This window comes from Chryseobacterium pyrolae (assembly GCF_025153485.1).
GTDB lineage: Bacteria > Bacteroidota > Bacteroidia > Flavobacteriales > Weeksellaceae > Chryseobacterium > Chryseobacterium antibioticum.
In genome coordinates, this window is the sequence record NZ_JANZQH010000002.1 from 260,637 (window position 1) to 284,843 (window position 24,207).

Consider the following 24,207-nt stretch of genomic DNA (forward strand, 5'->3'; position numbering starts at 1 on the left):
CAAAAACCGTGAAAAAGAGCATTCATATTAATTAAAATAAAATTAAAAAACAGCTGGTTCCTAAGTATTTATAAGAAGCCCTACCAGATCCTGAATTATTTTCTGGGAAACAAAATTCATGAAATCAAGTCTGTCCAAATGAGGCATGTATAATTTTGAAATCACTTCCTGGTCTTTGATGCGTATGCTGTAGAAAACAGTTCCTACTTCATTGCCGTCCTCTCCCATTCCGGGGCCCGCAACGCCTGTTGTGGACAGGGAAATATCCGTACCGAATAATCTCTGGCATCCTCTTGCCATTTCACCAGCCACCTGCTCACTGACTACGGTAAACTGGTCTATGGTTTCTTTAGAAACTTTTAAAATCTCTATTTTCTTTTCTGTGGCATACGGTATAATACCTCCGATAAAATATTTTGAACTTCCTGCAGTAGATGTGATCATTTTTGCCAGCTCACCACCGGTACAGCTTTCTGCTGTCGAAATGGTTAGGTTTCTTTCAATAAGGATTTCCGAAAGAATCTTCTCAATTTTATCTTCGGTGACTGCAATGACATGCTCTTTCACCAAAGGTAAAAGTTTCTGAATTTCATCTTCAGTCTGCTGTTTCAAAGCTGATTCATCATCTCCTGAGGCTGTCAATCTAAGTTTTACACGTGTTCCTACCGGAAGGTATGAGAGTGAAAGGTTTTCAGGAAGTGCAAGTTCCCAGTCTTCAATGGTATCTGCAAGAATACTCTCAGGAATTCCCACCACAGAAACGATTCTGGTATAGATATAATAAAGATTGAATTTGTCTTTTAAATAAGGAACGATCTGGTCCCTAACCAGCGGTTTTACTTCATAAGGAACGCCGGGAAGACTGAAACACAATTTCCCGTCCTGCTCCATCATCATACAAGGCGCGGTCCCGAAATGATTTTGAAAAACAATCGATTTTGTAGGAACGAAGGCTTGCTCTCTGTTTCTTTCAAGGATATCAATACGTCCTCGTCTTTCCATATAGTTTTTAAGGTGGTTGAAGGTCACCTCATCCAGTGCAATTTCATCATTGAAATATTCTGCCAGCGCTTTTTTGGTCTTGTCGTCCCTTGTCGGGCCCAAACCTCCTGTTGTTATGATCAGGTCACCCATCTCAAAAGCAGCTTTTAAAGTATTTTTAATGGTATCGATTTCATCTGATATTGTGAAGATCTGAATAACCTGTATGCCTATATTTTTAAGTTCTGTGGCAATAAAATTAGAATTGGTATCCACGGTGTTTCCGGAAAGGATTTCGTCACCGATAGTAATCAGAACAGCTTTTTCCATATATAAATTCTTAAAAGAAAATGTCCTGCAAATGACGGGAAAATCTGTGGCTGCGACAACATAAAATGATTTTTTCTATCTTTGGGTGATACTGTTTAAAACTATAATTATTCGGCAATGGCAAAATATGATGATGCTTCCTGGCACTATGGCGGAGAATATCCGGAAAATTTACCTGATGAAAATGCAGCGACCCATATCGGAATGTTTCTGGCATGGTGCATCAACAACGATCTTATTTCGGATGAGTTGGCGGAAGATTCTGCAGATGAAATCCAAAGTGTGAAAAGACGCGAGATGACGGGAGGAGAATTCCTGATTGAGATGTGTGATGAAAAGTTCAGCCAGCATGATCTCAATGATCTGGGCAATGGTTTTGCACAGGCTTATTATAATGATGACACAGCGTTTGGAAAAAAATTCCATTCTTTTACCGATGATTATTCCGAAACTTTCGACAGGAAAGCAGAAGAAAATGATTTTGAGTACGAATCCTTCTACCACGTAGAAAATACATACGAAAACTATGATCTGATCAAACCGCTTATTGATCAGCGTTTTGAGGAATGGAAGGAGTTTTCCGGGGTTTGAGTTTCGGAGTGTGAGCGTTTATGAGATATGAGTTTCGTGCTTCGGGATATAAAGTACAGGCTGATAGTCGTTATTATCTTGCTCTCAGCCTTTACCTTATTCTCAATCTTAAAGTCTCATGTCTGATATCTGATGTCTTGCATCTAAAATCTTGACTCTCCCAACTCCTAATTATGCTTCACCCAGATCAGTTCATCTGTTTTATAACCTAATTTTTTTGCTTTTTCGAGGAAACGCTGTTTGATGCTTTCGGGAATGGAGGTCGTTCTTGAGAGGATCCATAAGTATTTTAAGCTGCTTCCCGCAACCAAGGCATATTGATAATCTTCATCGATATCAATAACATTATAGCCAGCCCAAATCGGTTTGAAAAATGAAACTTTGAGACGGGCTTCGGTTTTGTCTTTAACAAATCTGGCTTCTCCGATGGATTCTTTCCATTCTTTTTTAATATAATCATAGCCTTTATTGTCGACACGAATGGAACCATTGGGATTTTCGGAATATTCGGCCGTAACGTTATCCATGTTTTTTTCGAATCTATAATCAAAACGGGCTATTTCGTACCACCTTCCCAGATATTTTTTAGCATTAAAATTGTTGACCGCTACTGCTCCTTTAGGCATTCCTGCAGAACAGGAGTTGTACATAATGAGCCCTAAAACACCTAATGTAACCGGAATAGCAATTTTCTTAAACGTTTTCATAATTGGAATATTTTGTGTGATTACCCGGAAAACTTCAAAAATAATGCCTTTACGCTTTTAAGGAACAATAATTTCTAAGAAAAGACCTTCAGAAAATTGTCTTTAAAACTGCCGGAAACCTCAATTTCCGTATCATCTGAAAGCATGATGGTCCCACTTTTATGATAGGATTTCACAAACCTGGAATTGATAATATGGGAGCGGTGAACTCTTACAAATGGGTTTTCCAGCAGGTCATCAAAATGTTTCAGGAAACGGCAGACCATTTTTTTAGAACCGTCGGTAAGGTAGACCTGTGTAAAGTTTCCGTCTGCCTGCAGCCTTAGGATATCTTCTGTTTTTACGACATCAAACCCCTGAAGTGTCGGAAGAATAAGCTGCTGTTTTTCAGGTTTTAGTTTTAAATTCTCAAGGAGAATTTTATTGCGGTTGAGTTCTTCTTTGCTTTCAAGACTCTCCGCTACTTTATTCACGGCTAAAATAAGCTCCTGAATATCAATTGGTTTTAAAATATAATAACTGGCTGATTTATTAAGTGCCTGCAACGAATATTGAGAAAACGCTGTGATAAAGATGGTCTCGTAGGAAAATTCCTTGGTAGCTTCTAATACATCAAAGGCGTTCCCAAAAGGCATTTCTACATCCAGGAAGACCAACTGCGGCTGTTTCTCAGCGATCAACGGAACGGCTTCTTTGATGTTTTCTGCCTCGCCTACTATTTCTACCTGCGGACAGTATTTTGTGATATAATTTCTGAGAACTTCTCTTGCAATGATCTCATCGTCTACGATTACGGATTTTATTTTCATTTTGTAAGGGATTAGGAATTAGGGAGCAGATGGCAGGGATTAGGGAATGGTTTTATTGGTATTTTCCGTTTTTAAATTTTAAGATACGGTAGGAGGTTTTTGAGGTTTCATTTTCTTTGCAGTCTCCATTTACTTCTTTGATTTTTCTATCGATGGACATAGTTTTAATCTTCAGATCCGTGAAATTATTGGTTTTTGTTTTATCCATCATGATCACGGAATGGTCATCTGCGGATTCGCCTGTACATTTGGTATCCCATTCTCCGCTGTAATTGCTTAATTCAAATTCATTCAACACTTTTTTAAAAGTGTTTCCCGACGGATAATAAAGGGAGATGGTTTCTGAAGAATAGGGATTGGGCTTACTGCCGTTTTGAACACTTACTTTCACACCGAAAGCACGAATTCCACTGCTGATGTTGTACAATCCTGTATCTATCATTATACTTCTCAACATAATGGCATCTGAAGTGATTTCCACCGGATCAAAATACTGGTTTTTGATTCCTCCATTTTCATCTGTGATTACAATATAATTCCGGACTACAAAAAAGTCCTCTTCCTCCTTGCCCTGAAGAATGGGCAGTACAGCAATATATGAATCTTCCGCGTTCGGCATTTTCTTTTCGGTGCAGAATTCTTCTTTGATCCTGGTTTTGTCAAGCTTTAAGCTTTTCACGATATGATCAAACCGCGTTGCATTGATTTCCTGTCCATGTAAAATTCCAGCGAATGAGAATATCAATATTCCCGTGAATAAATACTTCATTATCTGTTGTTTTTTAAGCCAGATTTATTTTAATATTCACTAAAACGCCACTGTTGTTTTCCTTGTCCTTTATGATACAGGCGATCTCTTTTTTATAGAGATCATTCAACAATTTGATCCTTTCCAATGTATTTTTCATGCCGCGGCCTTCTCTGTTTTTCTGATGCTCTGTCTTTTGCTTTTTGCTTTCTTCAATGCCGATTCCGTTATCTTCGATGGTGATCTTCAAATGCTGGGCTTCTTTTTCAAAGCTCAGTTTCAAAAATCCTTTGTCACTTCTGTAACGAAGTCCATGCCATACCGCATTTTCCAGGAACGGCTGAACCAGCATTCCCGGAACTTTCAGGCTTTGCATATTCAGGCTTTCGTCTACATCAATTTCATAATCGAATTTATCCGAAAAACGTGTTTTTTCCAACGCTAGATAATTCTGGAGAAGATCCAGTTCCTGTTGGAAAGGAATAAAATCTTCGGCAGAGTTTTCCATGACGCCGCGCATCAGTTTTGAGAATTTTGTCAAATACTGATTGGCTTCCAGCTCATTATTCGTCGCAATAAAATGATTGACACTGTTTAGGCTGTTAAAGATAAAATGCGGATTCATTTCACGTCGCAGCGACTGTAAAGCAATCTTTTTATTTTTGATCTGAACTTTCTTCAACATTCTGAAAATAAAGATAACCAAGCCTGTTAACAAAACCAAAACTCCGATCAGGCTATAATTATAAACATTTTTCTTACGAATCAGCTGGTCTTTCAATTCCTTTTCTTTTTCAAGCTGGGAAATTCTCTGCTCGGTATCTTCCAGAATTTTATTATCTACCAGGCTTCTGTCTTTGGACACAATATCCGGAAGTTTCCCCAGAAAATCCCGATAGAGTGAAACTGAGGCAGCAGTATTTCCCGTTATACTATACAGGCTGTCCAGTCTTTTTACACTTTTCTGGGCTTCCAGCGTATGTCCTTTTTCGAGAGCTATTCCGTAGGCATTTTTTAATAACACCACGGCTTCTTCCGGGTCATTTTTCTTAATATAAATATCGGCCAGTTCCTGAATTTGGTTGACTTTTTCCTGTGAATTTTCTTTTACAAAATCTTCTTTCAGGACTTTCTTTTTGGCCTCAATGGCTTTTTCAAAATTTCTGTTTTCCACATAGAAATTGGTCAGCTTCTGATTGATCTCTAAGGCCTGTTGAGGGGCCTCCTTTTTAGAAATGGCGTAGGCACTGTTGAGGTTTTCTTCCGCTCTGGGAATATCGTTCTGCTGGATGTTCACATCTGCCATTTGGCTGTAACTTGCTGCCAGATCCCCTTTGTCCTTTGTTTTAAGACCTATATTGATATTATCCTGAATCGCCTCTACTTTCTGCTCAGCGTTGGGGGAAGAAAGCCTTGCTGCATCATTGGTATTGACCGCTCTGCTTTTTTCATTGTAGCTCATCTCGGCCGCCATGCTGTAATTGCTGATAGCAGGCGTTATTTTGTTCTGCTTTTCCTGTGACTGGGCAATTTTCCGGGTAACGGATTCCAGATTTTTTTTATCGTTAAGGTTTTTGTAAATGGTTCTGGCTTTCACCAAAAATTCTTCACTTTTGGCATAATTTCCCTGGTTGTAATAATCATTGGCAATTCCTACATAGGAATCGGCAACGCCTTTATTATCATTATTGTCTACTGCTTTTTTCAGTCTTACCGCCGATTTATAGGCTTGGGTAACCCGTGTAGAATCCTGTGCTGTACAGAAATTTCCTGCAGCAAGAATGAAGATAAACAATATTTTAAAAACTAATTTCACGGATTTCAGATCTTTAATGCAAAGTAAGTAAAACTTTAGGTATCCTTTTCTATTCTTTACCAAGTCAAAACTTCATTTCACACAGTTTACCCAATCAAAGAAGCAAAGCTTTCATTTTTAAATGGTTCTGGAAATTGTGTAACAAAGTACAGTGAGGCTTTCATTATATTTGTGTTATTACTTTACACTGAAATCATGAATAAAAAACTTCAGATTCTACTGGCAACCCTATTCTGCATAAGCCGTTTTAGTGCACAGATCTATATTCAGAATGTAACGGTTGCTGATGTGGTTCACAAAAAAATGATCCCTTCTCAAACAGTGGTTATGAATGGAGGAATCATTACCGCAGTAAAACCCAGCAAACAGGTCAAAATTCCCCAGAATTCACATATCATTAATGGTGAAGGTAAATATCTGATTCCCGGAATGACAGATGCACACGTCCATTTTTTCCAGAGCGGAGGCCTGTATACAAGACCGGATGCCCTTGACCTCAGAAAACATGTTCCTTACGAAAAAGAGATCAGCTGGAGCCATGCTCATATGGAAGACCTTCTGCAGCGTTATCTTAAAATGGGAATTACCTCAGTCATTGATCCGGGCGCCACTTACAATTTGTTGAAACTTAGAGATTCCCTGAAAGTAAATGAGCGTCTTCCATCAGTTTATATGTCAGGACCACTCATTACCACTTATGAACCTGAAGTTTTTAAAAACCTTGGTAAAAATGAACCTTTCAGACTGCTTTTGTCCATAGATGACGCAAAAAAGCTGGTGCAGGAACAGCTTCCGTACAAACCCGACTTTATCAAAATATGGTATATTGTAACGGGAGATGCTGAAAAGAAGAAAGAACAGACTAAGAAATTGGAACCGACTATAAAAGCGGTCATTGATGAAGCCCACAGAAATAATTTAAAGGTAGCCATTCACGCTACAGAACGCTTCACCGCAGAAACAGCAGTACTTAACGGTGTCGATTTTCTGGTCCATAATATAGAAGATGAAATCGTTTCTGATGATTTTGTAAAACTTTTAAAATCAAAAAAAGTCATTGTGACCCCTACCCTTACGGTAATGGATAATTATTATGACACCTACGGACAAAAGAAAGTCTACAATACGTATGAACTGGAAAACTCCAATCCTGAAAGCATCGGCTCGATGTATGATCTGAAGCATCTTACGCAAACCTCAGATTCTGCGATGCTCAATAAACGTAAAGCACGGTTCAGTGAGCCTAAAATAAAAGCCTACATTTCAAAAACAGATTCTATCCGAAAAGTCAATCTTAAAAAACTGGCTGACGGAGGGGTAATGCTCGCTGCTGGTACCGATGCCGGAAATATAGGAACACAACATGCTTCATCCTTTCCTGCAGAACTTAAAGCAATGAAAGAAAGCGGTATGAACGAATGGCAGATTCTTCAGTCGGCTACAATTATTCCTGCGAAAATCCTTAATAAAGAAAATGAGTACGGCAGCATAGAAGCTGGCAAAACAGCCGATTTTGTTCTTCTCAATGCCAATCCGGTTGATAACCTCGAGCATCTTACGAAAATTGATCTGGTAATCAAAAACGGTCTGCCTGTAGACCGGGAGAAAATTATAAAAGTGACGCCGGAATCTTTGGCTCAACAGTAGGTTAATGCTTATAATGCGAGAAATATTGATGCTTTTCTAGAACCCTATGCAGACAATGTAGAGCTTTATATGTTCCCCGGCAAGCTTATGAGTAAGGGAAAAGAAGCCATGAGAAAAACCTATTCCGCTATGTTTGAAAAATATCCGGATCTGCATTGCGAGATCAAACAGAGGATCGTAAATCTCAATACTGTTATTGATAAAGAGAGCGTTTCAGGGCTGAGTCCTGGTGTGAAAACGGAAGCGACGGCTATTTATGAGATTAAAAACGATAAAATTTCGAAGGTTTACTTTATTTATTAAACTTAATTTTTGAACCATTAAGATTCTTGTTAAGCTCTTAAGAGCATTAAGTTTTAGCTTCGCTTTAAGATATACAGCTTAAAAAATCATTTGATTTTTTCTTAACTAACCTTACATCCTTCATTGATCTTAATGTTTTAAAACGTTTTAAAAAGCTACAAAAGGCGATTCTCAGGGGGATCGTCTTTTTTATGGGCATCCACCAAGTGAAAACCTCATTTCACCAAGTCTCTTTATTTCGGGTTTCGGATCGTCGTAATTTTACTTCAGAATTTAAAACAAGAAATTATGAAATTGAGACATTTTTTATTGATCGGAATCTTTACCCTGGGAAGTTTTGTGAATGCACAGGAAGTAAAGAAAAATGCAATTGAAGTAACAGGTATTGCAGAAATGGAAGTGGAACCGGATGAGATTATCTTCAGCGTCGGCATTAAAGCGGATAACAAGAATGATCTGGCGGATAATGAAAAGAAACTATTTGAAACACTGAAGAATGGAGGTGTGAAGAACGAAGACATCAAATTCAAATCCATGTACCAGAATATCTATGCTAAAAATGGAAAATTCACGAAAAGCTACCAGTTCAAAGTCAATACAAAAGCGAACATCAGCAAAATATTTGAAGACCTCAACCAGAAATGGGTAAGCAACCTGAATGTAGCGGAAGTGAAAAACACTAAAATAGCAGATTTCAGAAAAACAATTAAGATCAATGCATTAAAAGCAGCCAAAGAAAAGGCAGATTATCTGTTGGAGAGTATGGGTAAAAAAACCGGGGCTCCGCTTGAGATCATCGAAATTGAAGATTACACCAGCGATATGGTTCTTCCTGTAGCCTACAAAAGCAGTGTAAGAAATATGCAGCTGGAAGCAGCAGACGCTACCATAGATTTTTCTTTCGACAATATTGAGAATATCAAGCTGAAATACAGCATCAAAACACGATATGAAATCCTTTAGAATTAACAGATTTAAGAAACAGTCCGAAAGGGCTGTTTTTCTTTTTCCAGCCTGATTTTTAAGCTCACCAAGTGAAAGTCAGGTTTCACCAAGTCTCCCCATTTTCAGCCTTAAATAGAGATAATTTTACTATAGGAATTTAAAATAATATACTATGAAACGCTATTTATTACTACTCATCGCATTTTCTGTTTCATTTTTAAAAGGACAGGAAATCAAGAAGGAGATTGAAGTGAAACAGGCCACTGTCTTCCTTCAGGGTGCCAAAGTTTTCGGAAGTACATCCGTTACTCTACAGAAAGGAAGAAATATGGTGAGAATCGTCAATCTTCCCAATAATCTGGATGAAAACACCTACAAAATCAATCTTGAAAAAAATACAACCCTTCTTTCTATAACGCCACAGAGCAACTTTTTGAAAAACGAGGATCTATCTGACGGAGAGAAAAAGCTTGATGATGAAAGAAAAAAATTACAGAGACAAGTGAATTTATTGAATATCCAGATCAAGAACCTGACCGGTGAACAGAATATCATTAATGACAATCTAAAGGTTTCTACCAATGACAAGTCTACTCCGCAGGAACAGCTGATCAAACTGACCGAATTTTACAGAAAAAGAATGCTGGAAATCGATAACCAGGTTTTTGTTTTGAATGAACAGAAAATAATTTTAGATGAAGGTATTGGCAAGATCAATAATCAATTCGCAGAAGAGCAAACCAACAAAAACACCAACAGAAAAGAACTTCTTCTGGAAATCCTTGCAGACCATGAAACCAATCTGAACTTAGGGGTGAGCTATATCGTTTCTGATGCAGGTTGGGTTCCATCTTACGATTTGCGTGCCGAATCGGTAAAGAAACCTCTTGAAATGGTTTACAAAGGAAAGATTTACCAGAAAACCGGGCAGGACTGGAAAAATGTAAAGTTGTTTGTGTCCACCTACAGACCTTCTTATAATCAGGACCGGCCGATTCTTTCCCCGCTTTATGTAGCTGAATATACCGCTTATAATGCTCAGGCTGAAACGGCCAATTACAGCCTGAAAGCAGCAGCTAAAGAGGTGAATTCTTATCAAATGAGAGAAGATGCTGTCGTTACACCAAACCAAATCCCTGTAGCAACCGTTTCGGACAGCCAGATGAATGTCATTTATGAGCTTAATTATAACCAGACCATTTTAAGTCAGGAAAAAGAGCAGTATGTGATCCTTGATAAAAAACAGATTGATGCCACCTACAAATACCATACAGTTCCGAAACTGAACAACCAGGTATTCCTGATGGCGTTCATTAAAAACTGGCAGAATCTTAATCTGATCTCGGGAGAAGCCAATGTTTATTTTGATGATAATTACATCGGGAAGACCAGCATTGCAAGCAATTATGTAAAAGACGAATTCCCTATTTCTCTGGGTGTTGATGAAAGAATTACCGTAAAAAGGATCAAACTGGAAGATAAAACGTCTCAGAAAACCTTGAACAGTAATAAATGGGAAACGGAATCTTTCCAGATCAGCATCAGAAACAATACAAAAGAAAGTATCGAACTGGAAATCCTCGACCAGCTTCCAATCAGCGAAAATTCTAAAATCCTGGTTAAAGCCTTAGAGATTGGAAACGGAAGTTTTGATGAGAAGACGGGAAGCATCCTTTGGAACAGAAACATCGGCAGCGGAAGTTCAGACAAGATCAATTTCTCTTATGAGGTGAAGTATCCAAAAGAAATGCAGATTCAATATTACAGCAGATAACCCATAAAAAATAGCACTATGACAACTTTAAAAATCTTAGCAATGACGGCTATTACCGCTTTTCTAAGCTCCGGTAGCTTTTCAGACATCCGCTGTTCAAACAGCACGACAACAGACAGAGCAGTATTAGTACAGAATGCTTCTGTCCCTGAAACACCTACGCCATCAAAGGACAATAAAATCCAGGTTGCCCTTCTGCTGGATACTTCCAACAGTATGGACGGGCTTATCGATCAGGCTAAATCCAGGCTTTGGAATATCGTGAATACTTTAACCACACTGAAGTACAACGGACAGGCTCCCCAGATAGAAATTGCCCTTTATGAATACGGAAATGACGGTATTCGTGATGAGAATTATATCCGCCAGGTGACTCCTCTTACGCAGGACCTGGATCTGGTTTCCGAAAAATTATTTGCTCTGAGAACCAATGGCGGAAATGAATACTGCGGTGCCGTGATCCGCGATGCGTCAATGAATCTGAATTGGGATGGCAACGAAAAAAGCATGAAACTGATCTACATCGCCGGTAATGAACCGTTTGATCAGGGAAAAGTAAATTACAAAGAAGTAATTTCCAAGGCTAAAACCAAAAATATATACACCAATACCATTTTCTGTGGAAGCAGAGAAGAAGGTGCCCAAACTTTCTGGCAAAACGGAGCGGTTGTAGGTGGTGGTAAATATTTTAATATCGACAGCGACAGGAAAGTGATTTATATTGAAACGCCTTATGATGTAAGAATTTCAGAATGCAACACCAAACTGAACGACACCTACATCTATTATGGAAATCACGGCTCTGAATATAAACTAAAACAAGTAACTCAGGATAGAAATGCTGAAGTACAATCGGTTTCTAATTATGTAGAAAGAACCGTTGCCAAGTCTAAGAAAAATGCGTACAAAAATGATCACTGGGACCTTGTGGACAAAGCTGAAAAAGATGCAGACTTTATCGCCTCCGTAAAGGATGATGCGCTTCCTGCTGAACTGAAAGGTAAAAGTAAAGAAGAGATCAAAAAAGCAATTGCCGTAAAATCTACGGAACGTGGAAAGATTCAGAAGGAAATTGAAGAACTTTCCAGAAAACGTCAGGAATATATTGATAGTGAAATGAAAAAACGGGGAAATTCTGATTCCGACGATCTTGGAAAAGCAATTGAGAAATCCATATTGGAACAGGCAAAAATGAGTGGATATACTTCTTAATAAGACATGATGGCCTTCAATATTGAAGGCCATCATTTTATCAAATTTTTCAATATCAGTCTTAATTTATATCTGATGGCTTGGGATATTTCAGCCATCAGATTTTTATCTTCCAAATTTAAAATACTCAGATAGCAGATGTTTTTTGTTTTTCATAAACTGAGAAACCATTTCCATTCCTGTTACAGAAAAAGTAATTCCGTTTCCTCCGAAACCCAGGACAAAATAAGAATTTTTAAATTTTTTATGCTCCCCGATATAGGGTAAACCATCTTTGGTTTCCCCGAAAGTTCCGGCCCAGACAAAATCTGTATAAAACTGATAATCCGGTTTTATCTTTTTTAGATTTTTCAGGATCTCCTTCTCTTTTTTATCGAGAAGTGCATCCCTTTTTTTGGCATCGTTGAAATCTTCATCTCCGCCGCCGATCAGAAGCCTTCCATCATCTGTCGTCCGCATGTAGATGTACGGATCATCTGTATTCCACACCAGGGTGCTGCTTATATTTTTAAATTTGTCATTATCAATTTCTGAAACAACGGCGAAAGTGCTTTTTAAATCAACAAAATTTTCCCTGATGAGGTTTTTACTCTCATAACCGATGCAATAGATTATCTTTTTAGCTTTGATCTGAAAACCACTGTTTACCGTTACCTGATTAAAACCTTTATGGTATTCTACCTTTTTCATTTCAGTTTTATCAAATATTTTCAATCCTTTTTTTGTGTTATGCTCAAATAATTCATGGGCAAACTTAAAGGCATCGATGCTGGCTCCCTGTTTTGAAAGAATAGCCCCATAGGTATTTTCAAATCCAAACTGTTTTATAATTTGTTCTGCTTCCAGCCATTTTACATTGAATCCGGCATTTTTTCTGGCTTTATATTCCTCTTTCAGCCACTTTACATCTTTCTTTTTTGAAGCAAAATATAGAGATTTTTTTCGTTTAAAACCTGCATCAGACCGGATCTGTTTGGTCAGCTTTTCAAGATGGTCTATGGCGTCAGAACAAGCTTTATAACTTTCCACGGCTCCTTTCTCTCCGATCTTGTCAATCAGTTCATAGAGCGGAACATCTATTTCGTATTGCAACATTGAAGTGGTGGCTGAAGTACTTCCATTACAGATTTCGCGTTTGTCAATCAGGATTGTTTTATAACCATCACTGACCATCTGGTGGGCAATAAGGCTTCCGGTAATACCACCGCCTATAATTAAAACATCACATTCTTCATTTGATTTCAGGGACGGATAAGATTCTATAAGTCCATTCTTTATAAGCCAGAAAGGTTCGTTTGATTTTAGATCCATAATTGAATATTATATTAAAAATAGTAATATTTATAAGTATTTTAACGATTTATTATCAATTTATGGTGCAATTATTGTACCCAGTTTAAAACCCAACCACATAAATAATTTACTATGATAACGATTATTCCAGAAGCTCCGGAAAATGTTGCTGCGTTCAATGCAACGGGAGAAATAACCAGAGAAGATTTTGAAAACCTTGTCATTCCTCATGTAAAGGAAAAAGTAGACGAATTTGGTGAGCTGAATTACCTTTTATATTTGGACACGGATCTGGATAAGTTTACCATGGGAGCATGGCTTGAAGATGCGCTTTTAGGTCTAAAAAATCTTTCCAAATGGAACCGGGCAGCTATTGTTACAGACAAAGAAGCGGTACAGAACTTCACAGATATTTTCAGCGTTCTGATGCCGGGAGAATTTAAATCTTTCCCTAAAGAAAATTTATACAATGCGCTTTATTGGTGTAAAAACGGCAATGAGGTAGAAGTATAACCGTATTTTATAAAGAAAAAGAGGCTTTGTTCATGAACAAAGTCTCTTTTTGTATTGATGAGCGAATTATAAATTCCTGACCTCCTTTTATTTGTAAATGTTTTTTTTAACGCAAAGGTTTTTTTCTAATACCCAATGAATTAAAGAATGCATATCCATTCTTTTTTTACTTCTCACAAGGCACACACTCTACAACGGTGTCATCGTTATCAGGAGTTTCTCTGCCATAAAGATATCTATATCGTAAGCTTATAGCAAGACCAATGAATGTCATCCCCACTCCTACCAATGAAGGATATTTGAATGAAAAGCCATATTCTAAGGGAATCCCACCTAAAAATGCTCCCATTGCATTGGCAATATTAAAAGCAGCCTGCATGAATGCAGCAGCCATCATTTCACTTTTTGGAGCTGCTTTCATCATCATGATGTTAATAGGTGCGGCAACAGACATCGACAATGCCCCACAGACGAATGTCAGGATAAGTGCTATATTCTGATGCTCGGCAAAGAAAAATACACCGGCAAGCGAGATCATCATCAGAAAGATCAGTAATGCACATGTTTTTTCAGGTCCAAGTCTGTCGGAAATAAATCCTCCGGCAAGATTTCCAACCACCATTCCGGCACCGGCAAGAACCATCACATAAGCCATCTGATTAGCCTGGATTCCGGCAACGATGGTCATCAAAGGTGTTATGTAGCTGAACCATGTGAAAAGTCCTCCAAATCCAATTGCTGTAATCCCTAAAACCAGCCACGACTGCTTCCTTTTAAGAAATTTCAGTTCTTCGAGAAAGTGCGTATCCTGATTCGTTTCTATGGCAGGAAGCCATAATTTCAGGAATAATATGGCGAAAAGGCCGATCAATGCTACAATGGCAAAGTATAGTTTCCAGTGATAAGCATGCCCGATATAGGTAACAAAAGGAACCATGACCAGATTGGCCACCGTAAGTCCCGTAAACATTAAGGATATATAAAATGCCTCCTTCCCTTTTCCAGCCATTCGCGATGCTACTACCGTTCCTACCCCAAAAAATGCTCCATGAGGAAGTCCGGACATAAACCTGATGATCAGCATGCTCGTATAATCGGGAGCTATTGCAGAAAGCCCGTTAAATAGTGTAAAAAGGATCATCAGAACCATCAACACTTTTTTTGGTGGAAATTTCACAGAATACCCGATCAGGATTGGAGCTCCGATCACTACTCCCATCGCGTAAGCCGAGATCAGATGTCCCGCTTCCGGAATGGTGATCTTTAAGGTATTTGCAATATCAGGAAGCAATCCCATTACGGTAAATTCCGTAGTTCCGATTCCCAAACCGCCAATGGCCAGCGGTATTATTCTTTTATCAATCTTCATTGTGAGTAAACTTCTTTTTCGAATTTAATTTTAAATGATTTTTCTGAACATTAAAAATGGGCATCCATCTTTAGTTTGAAAGTGCAAAATTCGCAAGAAATATCGGTTTTTACTTCTCTTGAAATGATAAAAACTTGCTCCATATTAACCTTTTTATGTAATTTTAAAATCAGAAACAATCAAATGAGGACAAAATGAAAATCCAGAAAGAAATTATAGAGTTTGAAAAAGGAAAGTCTTTTAAGCTTTTTTCGCCGTCTTTAAAGAACTGTTTTTTCTGGCATCATCACCCTGAAATAGAACTGGTGTATGTACAAGCCGTCAACGGAATTCGCCACGTAGGAAGAGATATTTCCGGTTTTACAGAGAGTGATTTGGTTCTGATTGGATCTAATGTTCCGCATCTGAATTTCGATTATGGTATCCAGACGGAATGCAGGCAGATGGTCTTGCAACTGAGAGAAAATTTTCTTCAGGATATTATTTTCCCTGTTCCGGAATTTGAATCTATTAAAAAGCTCATGGAAAGATCTTATCTGGGACTTTCATTCTCCGGAGAAACGAAAAAAACGGTTGTTGAAAAACTTCATGAGATTAAAGATAAAAACTCTTTTGATGCTCTGATGGGCCTGATTGAAATTCTGCAAATCCTCGCTGCCTCTGATGAAGTAAAAGAACTGAACAAAGAAGACACGAGAATAAAATGGTTCCTGAATGACAAGATCAGAATGGGAACAATCTACGATTACATCCACGAAAACTATGATAAAAAACCGAATGTTAATGAAATTGCAAAGATCGTCAGCCTGAGCACACCCGCTTTTTGCCGTTATTTTAAAAAGCAGACGAATATGACATTCACCGATTTCGTGAATAACTACAGAATCAATCAGGCTAAGATATTTCTGCTGAAAGATTATTCTGTGACAGAGGTTTGTTTTCAGGTGGGTTTTGAAAGTCTTTCCTATTTTAATAAACTATTCAAGCAGCATACGGGTGAAACGCCATCTGAGTTTAGGAAAAAGTATTTGAAGAATATTGAGGTGAGGAACTAGATTTCTTTTCCTTTAAATGGCGGGTGATTGTTTGACCACCCCGTCAAAAATTCTTCGAATTTTCGCCACCCCTCCACTGGAGGGGAATTTTGATCCGACAGATTTTGTCAGAACGAGATTATCTTTTTTAACTTAAGAGCTGTTCTTATCACCGAGCTTGTTACTTAAAATAAAAAACCGCTTCACTTGAAGCGGTTATATTTTTTAGTGAATATGTTTTTCAGCGTGATAAGAACTTCTTACTAGTGGAGAGCTTTCCACATGTCTGAAGCCTAAACTTCTTGCAAAATCTCCAAACTCATCAAACTCTTCCGGTGTAATAAATTTTTTCACCGGTAAATGTTTTTTGGTAGGCTGAAGATACTGTCCAAGTGTGATCACATCAACATTGGCATTTCTGATATCTTCTATGGTTTGGAAAACTTCATCTTTAGTTTCGCCTAAACCAAGCATCATTCCCGTCTTTGTTCTTCTCTGACCCGCTTCTTTTAAGTATCTCAATACTTCTAAGCTTCGCTCATATTTAGCCTGTATTCTCACTTCTCTTGTCAGACGTTTTACCGTTTCCATATTGTGAGAGATCACTTCAGGAGCTACCTCTACTAATCTGTCAATATGCTTGGTGAGTCCCTGAAAATCAGGAATAAGAGTCTCCATCGTTGTTCCCGGAGAAATTCTTCTTACTGCATTCACGGTTTCTCCCCAAAGGATGGAGCCCATATCTTTCAGGTCATCGCGGTCTACAGAAGTAAGAACAGCATGCTTAATCTTCATCAATTTGATAGAACGGGCCACTTTTTCAGGCTCATCCCAATTGACGTCAAGCGGTTTTCCTGTTTTTACACCGCAGAATCCGCAGCTTCTTGTACAGATATTTCCTAAGATCATGAACGTTGCCGTTCCTTCTCCCCAGCATTCACCCATATTCGGACAGCTTCCGCTCTGGCATATGGTATTTAATTTATATTTGTCGACCAAAGTCCTAAGCTCCCTGTAGTTCTTTCCGGTAGGAAGTTTTACACGGATCCACTTTGGTTTTTGAACGGTAGTATCTTGAACTAAATTCTCCATTTATTTCTCAAATTGAGCTTCAAAGTTAGTGATTTTTTTATCGAAACAATCAAAGACAAACATTGATGAAACATATAATTTAGTAATTTTAAACCACCAAAATTAAATTATGAAGAAGATTCTTTTTACCCTATCCGTTATTATCAGTACATTTTGCTTTGCTCAGAAAGAGCTTCAACCGGCAGGTTCGGAGATCATTGACACTGTGGAGGGAGATCTGGATGGTGATAAAATTCCTGAAAGAGTGGTTATTTATACTACAGCAGATGAAGGTGAACTGGGTAAGATCCGTGAAATTCAAATCCAGAAAAAAAGCGGCGGAACGTGGATGATTTTGAGTAAATCAAGAAATGCTGTTCTAGAAAGTGCAGGTGGAGGTATGATGGGTGATCCTTATCAAAGTACAACTATTTCAAAAGGAATTTTAAGCATCACTCAGGCAGGAGGAAGCAGCTGGAAATGGAGCTATACGGATAAATACAGGTTTCAGAACGGTCATTTTGAACTGATTGGCCATTCTTCAACATATGGAAGACCCGGAGATTATTGGACAGACATAGACTTTAATCTTTCCACAGGGCAGCTTAATTATAAGAAAGAGGTTGAAAATACCACTGAATATGGTAAATCCCAGCAGGAAACCTATATTAAAAAAGGATTGAAAATAGATCTGCAGAACAGAAATCAGAAAGAGCCGAGGAAAATTATTCTTCCTAAAACAAAGGAGGAAGTTTATTTGTGAAAATTTTGAACCATTAAGATTCTATTAAGTTGTTAAGATTATTAAGGTAAGCTTTGCCTTTAAGATTGAATGAGACTAATTATCTTACTAAGCTATTAATTATCATCAAATTCATTGTTTTTTAGCAGCTCAGCAAGGACTTTCTTGGCGCGCATCACCCTCACTTTTGTATTGGCGACTGAAATGCCCAGTTCTTCAGCGATTTCCTTGATGCTTTTTTCTTCAAAAAATCGTAATTTGATAATATCCTGGTAATTGGCATCCAGCGATTCAATGGTTTTGATGATCTTTTTTTGTTCTTCATTAGAAATCATCAGTTCTTCGGGAGATTTTGCGAACTGGTTTTTAACCTCATCAAGATTTTCGGTTGGATCCTGGTTTTCCCGGCTTCTTTTTCTCCAGAAATCAATGACTGTATTTTGAGCAATGGTTAATACCCAGGTTTTAAACTGAAAATGGGGATCATACATATCCAGTTTCGACAGTACTTTTGAAAAAACATTCACCGTGATCTCATCTGCATCATTTTCATCTTTTACTTTCTTCATCACAAAAGAGAAAACATCCACCCAAAAAATATTGATGAGTTTGGTCTGGGCCTTCTGGTCCTTTTCTTTTGCCTTTTGAATAAGCAGAAATAGCTGTTCGTCGTTCATTAGTAACAAATATAATTTTTTTAAGTGGAAAAGCAAAGGGGCCAATATGGCTTTTTATTCAATCCTCTTTTTGCCTTCTGACATTCACTCTCCATACTGCTGAATTTACTATCTTTGCACCATAAAATTTTAAAGAAAAGTATAGATGAATTCCTTTATAGAAGAACTAAAATGGCGTGGTCTTTTTGCCGATATGATGCCAGGAACCGATGAACAGCTGAATAAAGAGGTAACTACTGCATATATTGGTTTCGACCCGACTGCTGATTCTTTGCATATCGGAAGTCTTATCCAGATCAAAATTTTAGCGCATTTCCAACAGCACGGGCACAAGCCGATTGCTTTGGTAGGTGGTGCAACAGGAATGATTGGGGATCCATCGGGGAAATCTGCTGAAAGAAACTTATTGGATGAAGCTACTCTTCTTCACTATGTAGACTGTTTAAAAAACCAGCTTTCAAAGTTTTTGGATTTTGAGGGTGATGGTCCTAATAAAGCAGAATTAGTGAACAATTACGACTGGATGAAGAATATTTCGTTCCTTGATTTTGCTAAAAATGTAGGAAAGAATATCACCGTTAATTATATGATGGCGAAAGATTCTGTAAAAAAGAGATTTTCGGGAGATGGCGGAGCAGACGGGATGAGTTTTACAGAATTCACATACCAGCTTATCCAGGGATATGATTTCCTTCACCTGTATCAAAACAATAACGTAAAGCTTCAGATGGGAGGCTCTGACCAATGGGGAAATATCACCACAGGTACTGAACTGATCCGCAGAAAGGCTCAAGGAGAAGCGTTTGCATTAACAGTTCCTTTGATTACTAAAGCTGACGGTTCTAAATTCGGAAAGTCTGAAAGTGGTGAAAATTACTGGTTGGATAAAAAGAAAACATCTCCTTACAAATTCTACCAGTTCTGGCTGAATGCGACGGATGATGATGCTGAAAGATTTATTAAGTTCTATACTTTCATAGCCAAAGAGGAAATTGAAGCTTTGGTTGCAGAGCACAAAATCGCTCCTCACGAAAGAAAACTTCAAAAGAGACTGGCTGAGGAAGTAACCGTGTGGGTACACGGCAGAGAAGAATATGAAAAAGCTCTGAAGGCTTCTGAAATTCTTTTCGGACGTTCTACAGCTGAAGATCTTGTAAGCCTGGATGAAGAAACTTTCCTTGAAGTTTTTGACGGTGTTCCTCAAAAAGAAGTTGCAAAAGCTGATGTTTTAGGAATCAACATTGTTGAGCTTCTTTCTGAAAAATCTGGTTTCTTAAAGTCTAAAAGTGAGGCTCAAAGAGAGATCAAAGGAAATGCAATTTCTGTAAACAAGGAAAAGGTAAATGATACGTATACCGCTAATGAAAGCGACCTTATTGACGGTAAGTTTTTATTATTACAAAAAGGTAAGAAAGCTTATTTTATTGTAAAAATTCAATAAAAGATTTCAAAAAATAGTATTATAAAAAGAGAAACACCTTGAAATTAAGGTGTTTCTCTTTTTAATACAAAATTATAAACTTGAAAAAGCTATTTCCCCTTCGAAAATAGTTCAATTACAAAAGTAATCATTTAATTGAATGAGTATTGCTTAGTAAAATCGGCACCATTTGTCGTTAAATTGATAGTTTCATTGACCACTTCCTTATTATTCTTTTCTATTTTATAAGTTCCGGTAATAGCAGAATTATAATTGATGACCTGAATTGAAGCTGCTAAAGCTGCAATAGGAGAATTCGTTTCAATAGTATAAGTTTTGGTAGAGCCTGTAAAACTATTGTCATTTAATCCTACAGCTGTTTGTCCATTTTGGTTGGTTCCATTAATTTTCCAGATAGCATCGCTGCTTTGAGAACCACCTCCTGAAGCAACTACTGAAACATAATCATCGGTAGAATTTACCCCGTTCAGAGTAACTGTTATTTTATAATTGGCGCCTCCACCTACAACTCCTCCCCCTGCATCAACATCGTCATCATCTTTGCTGCATGAAGATACAAAGCCTAAGAGAAGCGCTGTCATCAAAAAAGCAACTGCATTTCTGAATGTTCCGTGTAAATTAATTTTTTTCATAATTCTCATATTTTAATTTTTAAACTAATTCTTATCTACATTTATTTCTATGTTTTTTCATCAAACCTTTCAATGTCTTTATTATTTCATGCTTTAAAGTTGATTCAGATGTGTATCACAAAACTATTCTGTATGTCCGGAAGGAACAATACATAAAAAACAGTATTTACATCTACCTATTTTTAGGTATTTCATGCTTATCTCCAAGTAGCTATCTTAAGAAAATGAAGTACACTACAGGTACATATTGTTTTTTTTAATAAATTCATAATATAAATCATGATTACACAGAAAGCATGAGAAAAGAATTACTTGCATTATTAATCTCGTTTTTCGGCATACTCAATATTGAGGCACAATCTCTTTATTTCTATTCTTTAGAGAAAAAGAATAGTAATTTTGACAGTCTGATTCTGGCTGCCAACAATGAAACTGTGGATACGGTAAAAGCCATTAAGTCTTACCAGATTGCTGCAACCTATTTTACTAAGCAGGATATTGAAAATTATCAGAAGTACCTGAAACAAGGTCTGGAAAATTCCTCCAGCAGTCCTGTGTACAGAGATATAGGACTTTATTATCAGTCCATTATAAACTATACAAAGACAGATGCCGTTAATCTTCTGGAAAAAGATTTCACAAACATTGAATCACTTTTGAAAAAATACAACAGTAATGAAGCCAAAAAAATAAGGATCATCATGTTCCAGAATAAAGCGTTATTCAAGATCATTCAGAATAAGGAAGTAGAGTCTATGAACATCATCACGAATAAAGCAATACCCTTGGCCAAATCCCTGAAAGATTATGAGCTTACAGGAGCTTTATATAAAAGTATTGGGGTCTTATTCTATAACTCCAAGGATTATCCCAAAGCAATAGAATACATGAACTTGGCTGAAAATTCTATCAATAAACTGAAAAGACAAACAGCACAGTCCAAAGCTATTAAGGGAGAAGCTGTTTTGTTTAAGGCAGATGCTCTGATGAGAGAAAACAAATTGCCTCAGGCAAATACAGAATTAGAGAAAACCTATTCCATCATCAAAGATTATCCTGAATCCAATTTTTATTCACTCTATTACTGCACTTTAGGATATTATCATATGAAGCAAAAAAATTACCCGGAAGCGGTAAAGCTTTTTGCCAAAGGGCTAAGCAATGCAGAAAAATATAAAAATACAGTTATTGCAGAAAGAATAAAGCTGTTTGAAGGGCAGCTCAACAGTGAGCTGAAAGACTACGGAAAATCCAATAAGATTTTTAAAGAAGTTTATGCCAGCACTCCCTATCAAAAAAACAGGCAGGAAGTTTTAAAAGAACTTTCTAAAAATTACACCGCACTTAAGGATACAACTAAAGCCAACCTGTATGCTGAACGATATATAGATTCTTTTGACAGCCTGAATACGGTTTCTATCCATAAAAATATTGCCATTCTGGAAGCAAAATACAGAAAATCCGAAAGAGATAAAGAATTAGTACAAAAGCAGCTGGAAATCAGCAAGAAAAACAAATACATGTGGATTCTGGGACTTGCCTCCCTGTTATCAGCCGGCTTTATCATTTTAGGTCTTTTAAATTTTAAAAAGAACAAAAAAATTTCGGAACAGCGCGAAATAAATCTTCAACAGGAAATAAAAGAAATTCAGCAAAGAGAAGAACTGGCCCTTACAAAAGCTATTCTGGAAGGAGAAGAAAGAGAAAGAGCCCGTATTGCCAAAGATCTTCATGACGGTTTGGGCGGAATGCTTGCCGGAGTTAAAATAAATTTTTCTACCTGGTCTTCAACCCACCTTGAAGCAGGCCGGCATAAAGATTTCTACAAAATCCTAAACCAACTGGATAATTCAGTTACCGAACTGCGACATGTGGCTAGAAACCTGATGCCGGAATCCCTTTTGAGCTTCGGACTGGAAACCGCTCTTAAAGATCTGTGCGAGTTCTATATCCGAAAAGATCTTAAGGTAGACTTTCAGCCTATTAACATTAGCAAAAGTACTCCTTTATCCATACAGCTTAATATTTACAGAATTGCACAGGAATTATTGGCCAACTCCGTTAAACATTCGGAAGCTACCAATATACTGCTGCAATGCTCACAATCTGATGAAAACTTCATGATCACTGTAGAAGATAACGGAAAAGGATTTAAAGAAGAGGATTACAGGAAGTCTCAAAGTATGGGTCTTCATAATCTTAAAAACAGAGTAGATTATCTTAAAGGCAAAATGGAGATCAATTCGGATAACGAAGGAACAACTATTAATATTGAATTAAATACCCATGCAGTCTCATAAAATAAATATCGTTATCGTAGATGACCACCCTATCGTTATAGAAGGATTAAAAATGATGTTGAAAAGCCAATCATTTCTTACTGTTTCGGAAACTTTTACATCTGGTTCGGACCTCATCAGTTTTCTCCGGTCCAATGAAATAGATATAGTTCTTCTGGATATCACACTGCCGGATGCCAACGGAATAGAACTTTGCCTGGAAATCAAAAAAATATCGCCAAAAACTTCCGTGATCATGTTCAGCAACCGTTCGGAACGAAGCATTATCATGCAGGCTATCCAGAATGGGGCCAGCGGGTATATCCTTAAAAACACATCAATAGATGAACTGGTAATGTGCATCAAAGGGGCTCTTTCGGGAAATATTGTTTTTTGTGAGGAAACAAAGCAGATCATCAGCAGACCTTCACAGAACGATCTTCCCGTGCCAAGGATTACAAAACGGGAAAAACAGATCCTCTGGATGGTAGCGGAAGGAAAAACAAGTGCCATGATTGCCGAAGAGCTTTTTCTGAGCCCGCTTACCATTGATACCCACCGTAAAAATTTATTACAAAAATTTCAGGCAAGAAATTCTACAGAGCTAATCAATCTTGCCAGGCAACATCATATGATTGAAAACAGTCAATAAAAAAAACCGCTTTAAAAGCGGTTTCATATATGTTAAGTAAATAATACTTATAATTCTAAGAAGCTGTAATCAATAGAAGCTACTACAGGACCTGCTCCCACCATCTTTTTGGTTTTTACGATTTCCCCGTCGATCCGAAGATTAATGACCAGCTCTGAATCTGCAGTAGGAAGGTCTGCCTTAGCATCCAGATTCAACTGTGCCTGACTGGAATTCACGAAAAATTCGCCGCTCGCCCAAGTAGTTCCTACAGGATCGAAAATATCAGTTTTAACGGTTCCTACTTGTGTTACAATTGCTCTGATAACACCTCCGGTGGTTGTTTTTACTTCAAACTGAACAACGTGATCTGTAAACTCTTCATCATCATCATTATCCTTTTTACAAGAATTCACCACGGTAAGTACAGAAAATAATAAAACGAATAAAAAAGAAAGTCTAAGTAAACTTTTTGATTTGTAAAATTGCTTCATTTCTCCAAATAGATTTTTAATGTTTCAAATATAAGTTTTTTATTAATATAAAAATAACTTTTATGAAAAATTTCCAATAAAGTTTTCCAATTAATATCAAATCGGCAAAAAGCACAATTGCAGGATCAGTCCCTATTTAAGAGTACAATCGGTTAATTACCAAATATA

At 37.5% G+C, this 24,207-nt stretch carries 22 protein-coding genes and 1 pseudogene; 12 read left to right on the forward strand and 11 right to left on the reverse strand.

The window, feature by feature from the left end:
• Window positions 1-60: 60 nt before the first annotated feature.
• Complete coding sequence (locus NZD88_RS04500; protein WP_259827757.1) at window positions 61-1,311, reverse strand: CinA family nicotinamide mononucleotide deamidase-related protein; 1,251 nt, start codon at window positions 1,309-1,311, stop codon at window positions 61-63.
• Window positions 1,312-1,428: 117 nt separating this feature from the next.
• Between NZD88_RS04500 and NZD88_RS04505 the strand changes: the two genes are divergently transcribed.
• A complete protein-coding gene (locus NZD88_RS04505; protein ID WP_259827758.1) occupies window positions 1,429-1,902 on the forward strand; it encodes a DUF7832 domain-containing protein in 474 nt (157 codons plus the stop codon).
• A 167-nt stretch (window positions 1,903-2,069) separates the two neighbouring features.
• Here NZD88_RS04505 and NZD88_RS04510 read toward each other — a convergent pair whose 3' ends face one another.
• The 4 genes from NZD88_RS04510 to NZD88_RS04525 all read right to left on the reverse strand — a co-directional run bounded on the left by NZD88_RS04510 (window position 2,070) and on the right by NZD88_RS04525 (window position 5,982).
• A complete protein-coding gene (locus NZD88_RS04510; protein WP_259827760.1) occupies window positions 2,070-2,609 on the reverse strand; it encodes a lipocalin family protein in 540 nt (179 codons plus the stop codon).
• 74 nt (window positions 2,610-2,683) lie between these two features.
• Window positions 2,684-3,418: a LytR/AlgR family response regulator transcription factor gene (locus tag NZD88_RS04515; protein ID WP_259827761.1), complete on the reverse strand. Its 735-nt coding sequence runs from the start codon at window positions 3,416-3,418 to the stop codon at window positions 2,684-2,686.
• Window positions 3,419-3,470: 52 nt separating this feature from the next.
• Complete coding sequence (locus NZD88_RS04520; RefSeq protein WP_259827762.1) at window positions 3,471-4,187, reverse strand: PA3715 family protein; 717 nt, start codon at window positions 4,185-4,187, stop codon at window positions 3,471-3,473.
• Between the two features lie 13 nt (window positions 4,188-4,200).
• Window positions 4,201-5,982, reverse strand: coding sequence for a histidine kinase (locus NZD88_RS04525; RefSeq protein ID WP_259827764.1), 1,782 nt, complete (start codon window positions 5,980-5,982; stop codon window positions 4,201-4,203).
• Window positions 5,983-6,177: 195 nt separating this feature from the next.
• Here NZD88_RS04525 and NZD88_RS04530 point away from each other — a divergent pair, with 195 nt between their 5' ends.
• From NZD88_RS04530 to NZD88_RS04550, 5 genes and pseudogenes are all read left to right on the forward strand, one after another.
• The gene (locus NZD88_RS04530) at window positions 6,178-7,629 is read left to right on the forward strand and encodes an amidohydrolase family protein (RefSeq protein WP_259827766.1); all 1,452 of its coding nucleotides are present in this window, start codon (window positions 6,178-6,180) and stop codon (window positions 7,627-7,629) included.
• A gap of 15 nt (window positions 7,630-7,644) precedes the next feature.
• Window positions 7,645-7,932, forward strand: a pseudogene (locus NZD88_RS04535) (nuclear transport factor 2 family protein); the annotation flags it as partial.
• 288 nt (window positions 7,933-8,220) lie between these two features.
• The gene (locus tag NZD88_RS04540; RefSeq protein WP_259827768.1) at window positions 8,221-8,895 is read left to right on the forward strand and encodes an SIMPL domain-containing protein; all 675 of its coding nucleotides are present in this window, start codon (window positions 8,221-8,223) and stop codon (window positions 8,893-8,895) included.
• Between the two features lie 154 nt (window positions 8,896-9,049).
• Window positions 9,050-10,651: a DUF4139 domain-containing protein gene (locus tag NZD88_RS04545; RefSeq protein ID WP_259827769.1), complete on the forward strand. Its 1,602-nt coding sequence runs from the start codon at window positions 9,050-9,052 to the stop codon at window positions 10,649-10,651.
• Window positions 10,652-10,669: 18 nt separating this feature from the next.
• On the forward strand, window positions 10,670-11,863 hold the full coding sequence (locus NZD88_RS04550) for a vWA domain-containing protein (protein WP_259827771.1): 1,194 nt from the start codon (window positions 10,670-10,672) through the stop codon (window positions 11,861-11,863).
• 105 nt (window positions 11,864-11,968) lie between these two features.
• Here NZD88_RS04550 and NZD88_RS04555 read toward each other — a convergent pair whose 3' ends face one another.
• Window positions 11,969-13,174, reverse strand: coding sequence for an NAD(P)/FAD-dependent oxidoreductase (locus NZD88_RS04555; protein ID WP_259827773.1), 1,206 nt, complete (start codon window positions 13,172-13,174; stop codon window positions 11,969-11,971).
• Between the two features lie 114 nt (window positions 13,175-13,288).
• On the opposite strand from NZD88_RS04555, the gene NZD88_RS04560 reads away from it, so the two are divergent.
• Window positions 13,289-13,669: a SpoIIAA family protein gene (locus NZD88_RS04560; RefSeq protein ID WP_169236056.1), complete on the forward strand. Its 381-nt coding sequence runs from the start codon at window positions 13,289-13,291 to the stop codon at window positions 13,667-13,669.
• Window positions 13,670-13,835: 166 nt separating this feature from the next.
• Here the strand turns inward: NZD88_RS04560 and NZD88_RS04565 are convergent, their stop codons facing one another.
• Entirely contained in the window at window positions 13,836-15,038 is a 1,203-nt protein-coding gene (locus NZD88_RS04565; RefSeq protein ID WP_259827775.1) for an MFS transporter, read from the reverse strand.
• Window positions 15,039-15,232: 194 nt separating this feature from the next.
• Between NZD88_RS04565 and NZD88_RS04570 the strand changes: the two genes are divergently transcribed.
• Entirely contained in the window at window positions 15,233-16,093 is an 861-nt protein-coding gene (locus tag NZD88_RS04570) for an AraC family transcriptional regulator (protein ID WP_259827776.1), read from the forward strand.
• Between the two features lie 204 nt (window positions 16,094-16,297).
• On the opposite strand, the gene lipA is transcribed toward NZD88_RS04570, so the two are convergent.
• Window positions 16,298-17,164, reverse strand: a complete 867-nt coding sequence (lipA, locus tag NZD88_RS04575) for a lipoyl synthase (protein ID WP_259827778.1) — start codon at window positions 17,162-17,164, stop codon at window positions 16,298-16,300.
• Between the two features lie 109 nt (window positions 17,165-17,273).
• Between lipA and NZD88_RS04580 the strand changes: the two genes are divergently transcribed.
• Entirely contained in the window at window positions 17,274-17,906 is a 633-nt protein-coding gene (locus tag NZD88_RS04580; protein ID WP_259827780.1) for a hypothetical protein, read from the forward strand.
• A gap of 95 nt (window positions 17,907-18,001) precedes the next feature.
• On the opposite strand, the gene NZD88_RS04585 is transcribed toward NZD88_RS04580, so the two are convergent.
• Window positions 18,002-18,562 carry an RNA polymerase sigma factor gene (locus NZD88_RS04585; protein WP_116012450.1) on the reverse strand — a complete coding sequence of 187 codons (561 nt, stop codon included), beginning with the start codon at window positions 18,560-18,562 and terminating at the stop codon, window positions 18,002-18,004.
• 145 nt (window positions 18,563-18,707) lie between these two features.
• On the opposite strand from NZD88_RS04585, the gene tyrS reads away from it, so the two are divergent.
• Entirely contained in the window at window positions 18,708-20,003 is a 1,296-nt protein-coding gene (gene tyrS / locus NZD88_RS04590) for a tyrosine--tRNA ligase (protein ID WP_259827783.1), read from the forward strand.
• 131 nt (window positions 20,004-20,134) lie between these two features.
• On the opposite strand, the gene NZD88_RS04595 is transcribed toward tyrS, so the two are convergent.
• Window positions 20,135-20,635, reverse strand: a complete 501-nt coding sequence (locus NZD88_RS04595) for a hypothetical protein (protein WP_259827784.1) — start codon at window positions 20,633-20,635, stop codon at window positions 20,135-20,137.
• A 296-nt stretch (window positions 20,636-20,931) separates the two neighbouring features.
• Between NZD88_RS04595 and NZD88_RS04600 the strand changes: the two genes are divergently transcribed.
• Window positions 20,932-22,935 carry a tetratricopeptide repeat-containing sensor histidine kinase gene (locus NZD88_RS04600; protein WP_259827786.1) on the forward strand — a complete coding sequence of 668 codons (2,004 nt, stop codon included), beginning with the start codon at window positions 20,932-20,934 and terminating at the stop codon, window positions 22,933-22,935.
• On the forward strand, window positions 22,922-23,566 hold the full coding sequence (locus tag NZD88_RS04605; RefSeq protein ID WP_259827787.1) for a response regulator: 645 nt from the start codon (window positions 22,922-22,924) through the stop codon (window positions 23,564-23,566). The genes NZD88_RS04600 and NZD88_RS04605 overlap by 14 nt, the downstream gene beginning before the upstream one ends.
• A gap of 47 nt (window positions 23,567-23,613) precedes the next feature.
• Here the strand turns inward: NZD88_RS04605 and NZD88_RS04610 are convergent, their stop codons facing one another.
• Window positions 23,614-24,039 (reverse strand): hypothetical protein, encoded by a 426-nt coding sequence (locus tag NZD88_RS04610; protein ID WP_259827789.1) that lies wholly within the window; start codon window positions 24,037-24,039, stop codon window positions 23,614-23,616.
• Window positions 24,040-24,207 lie beyond the last annotated feature (168 nt).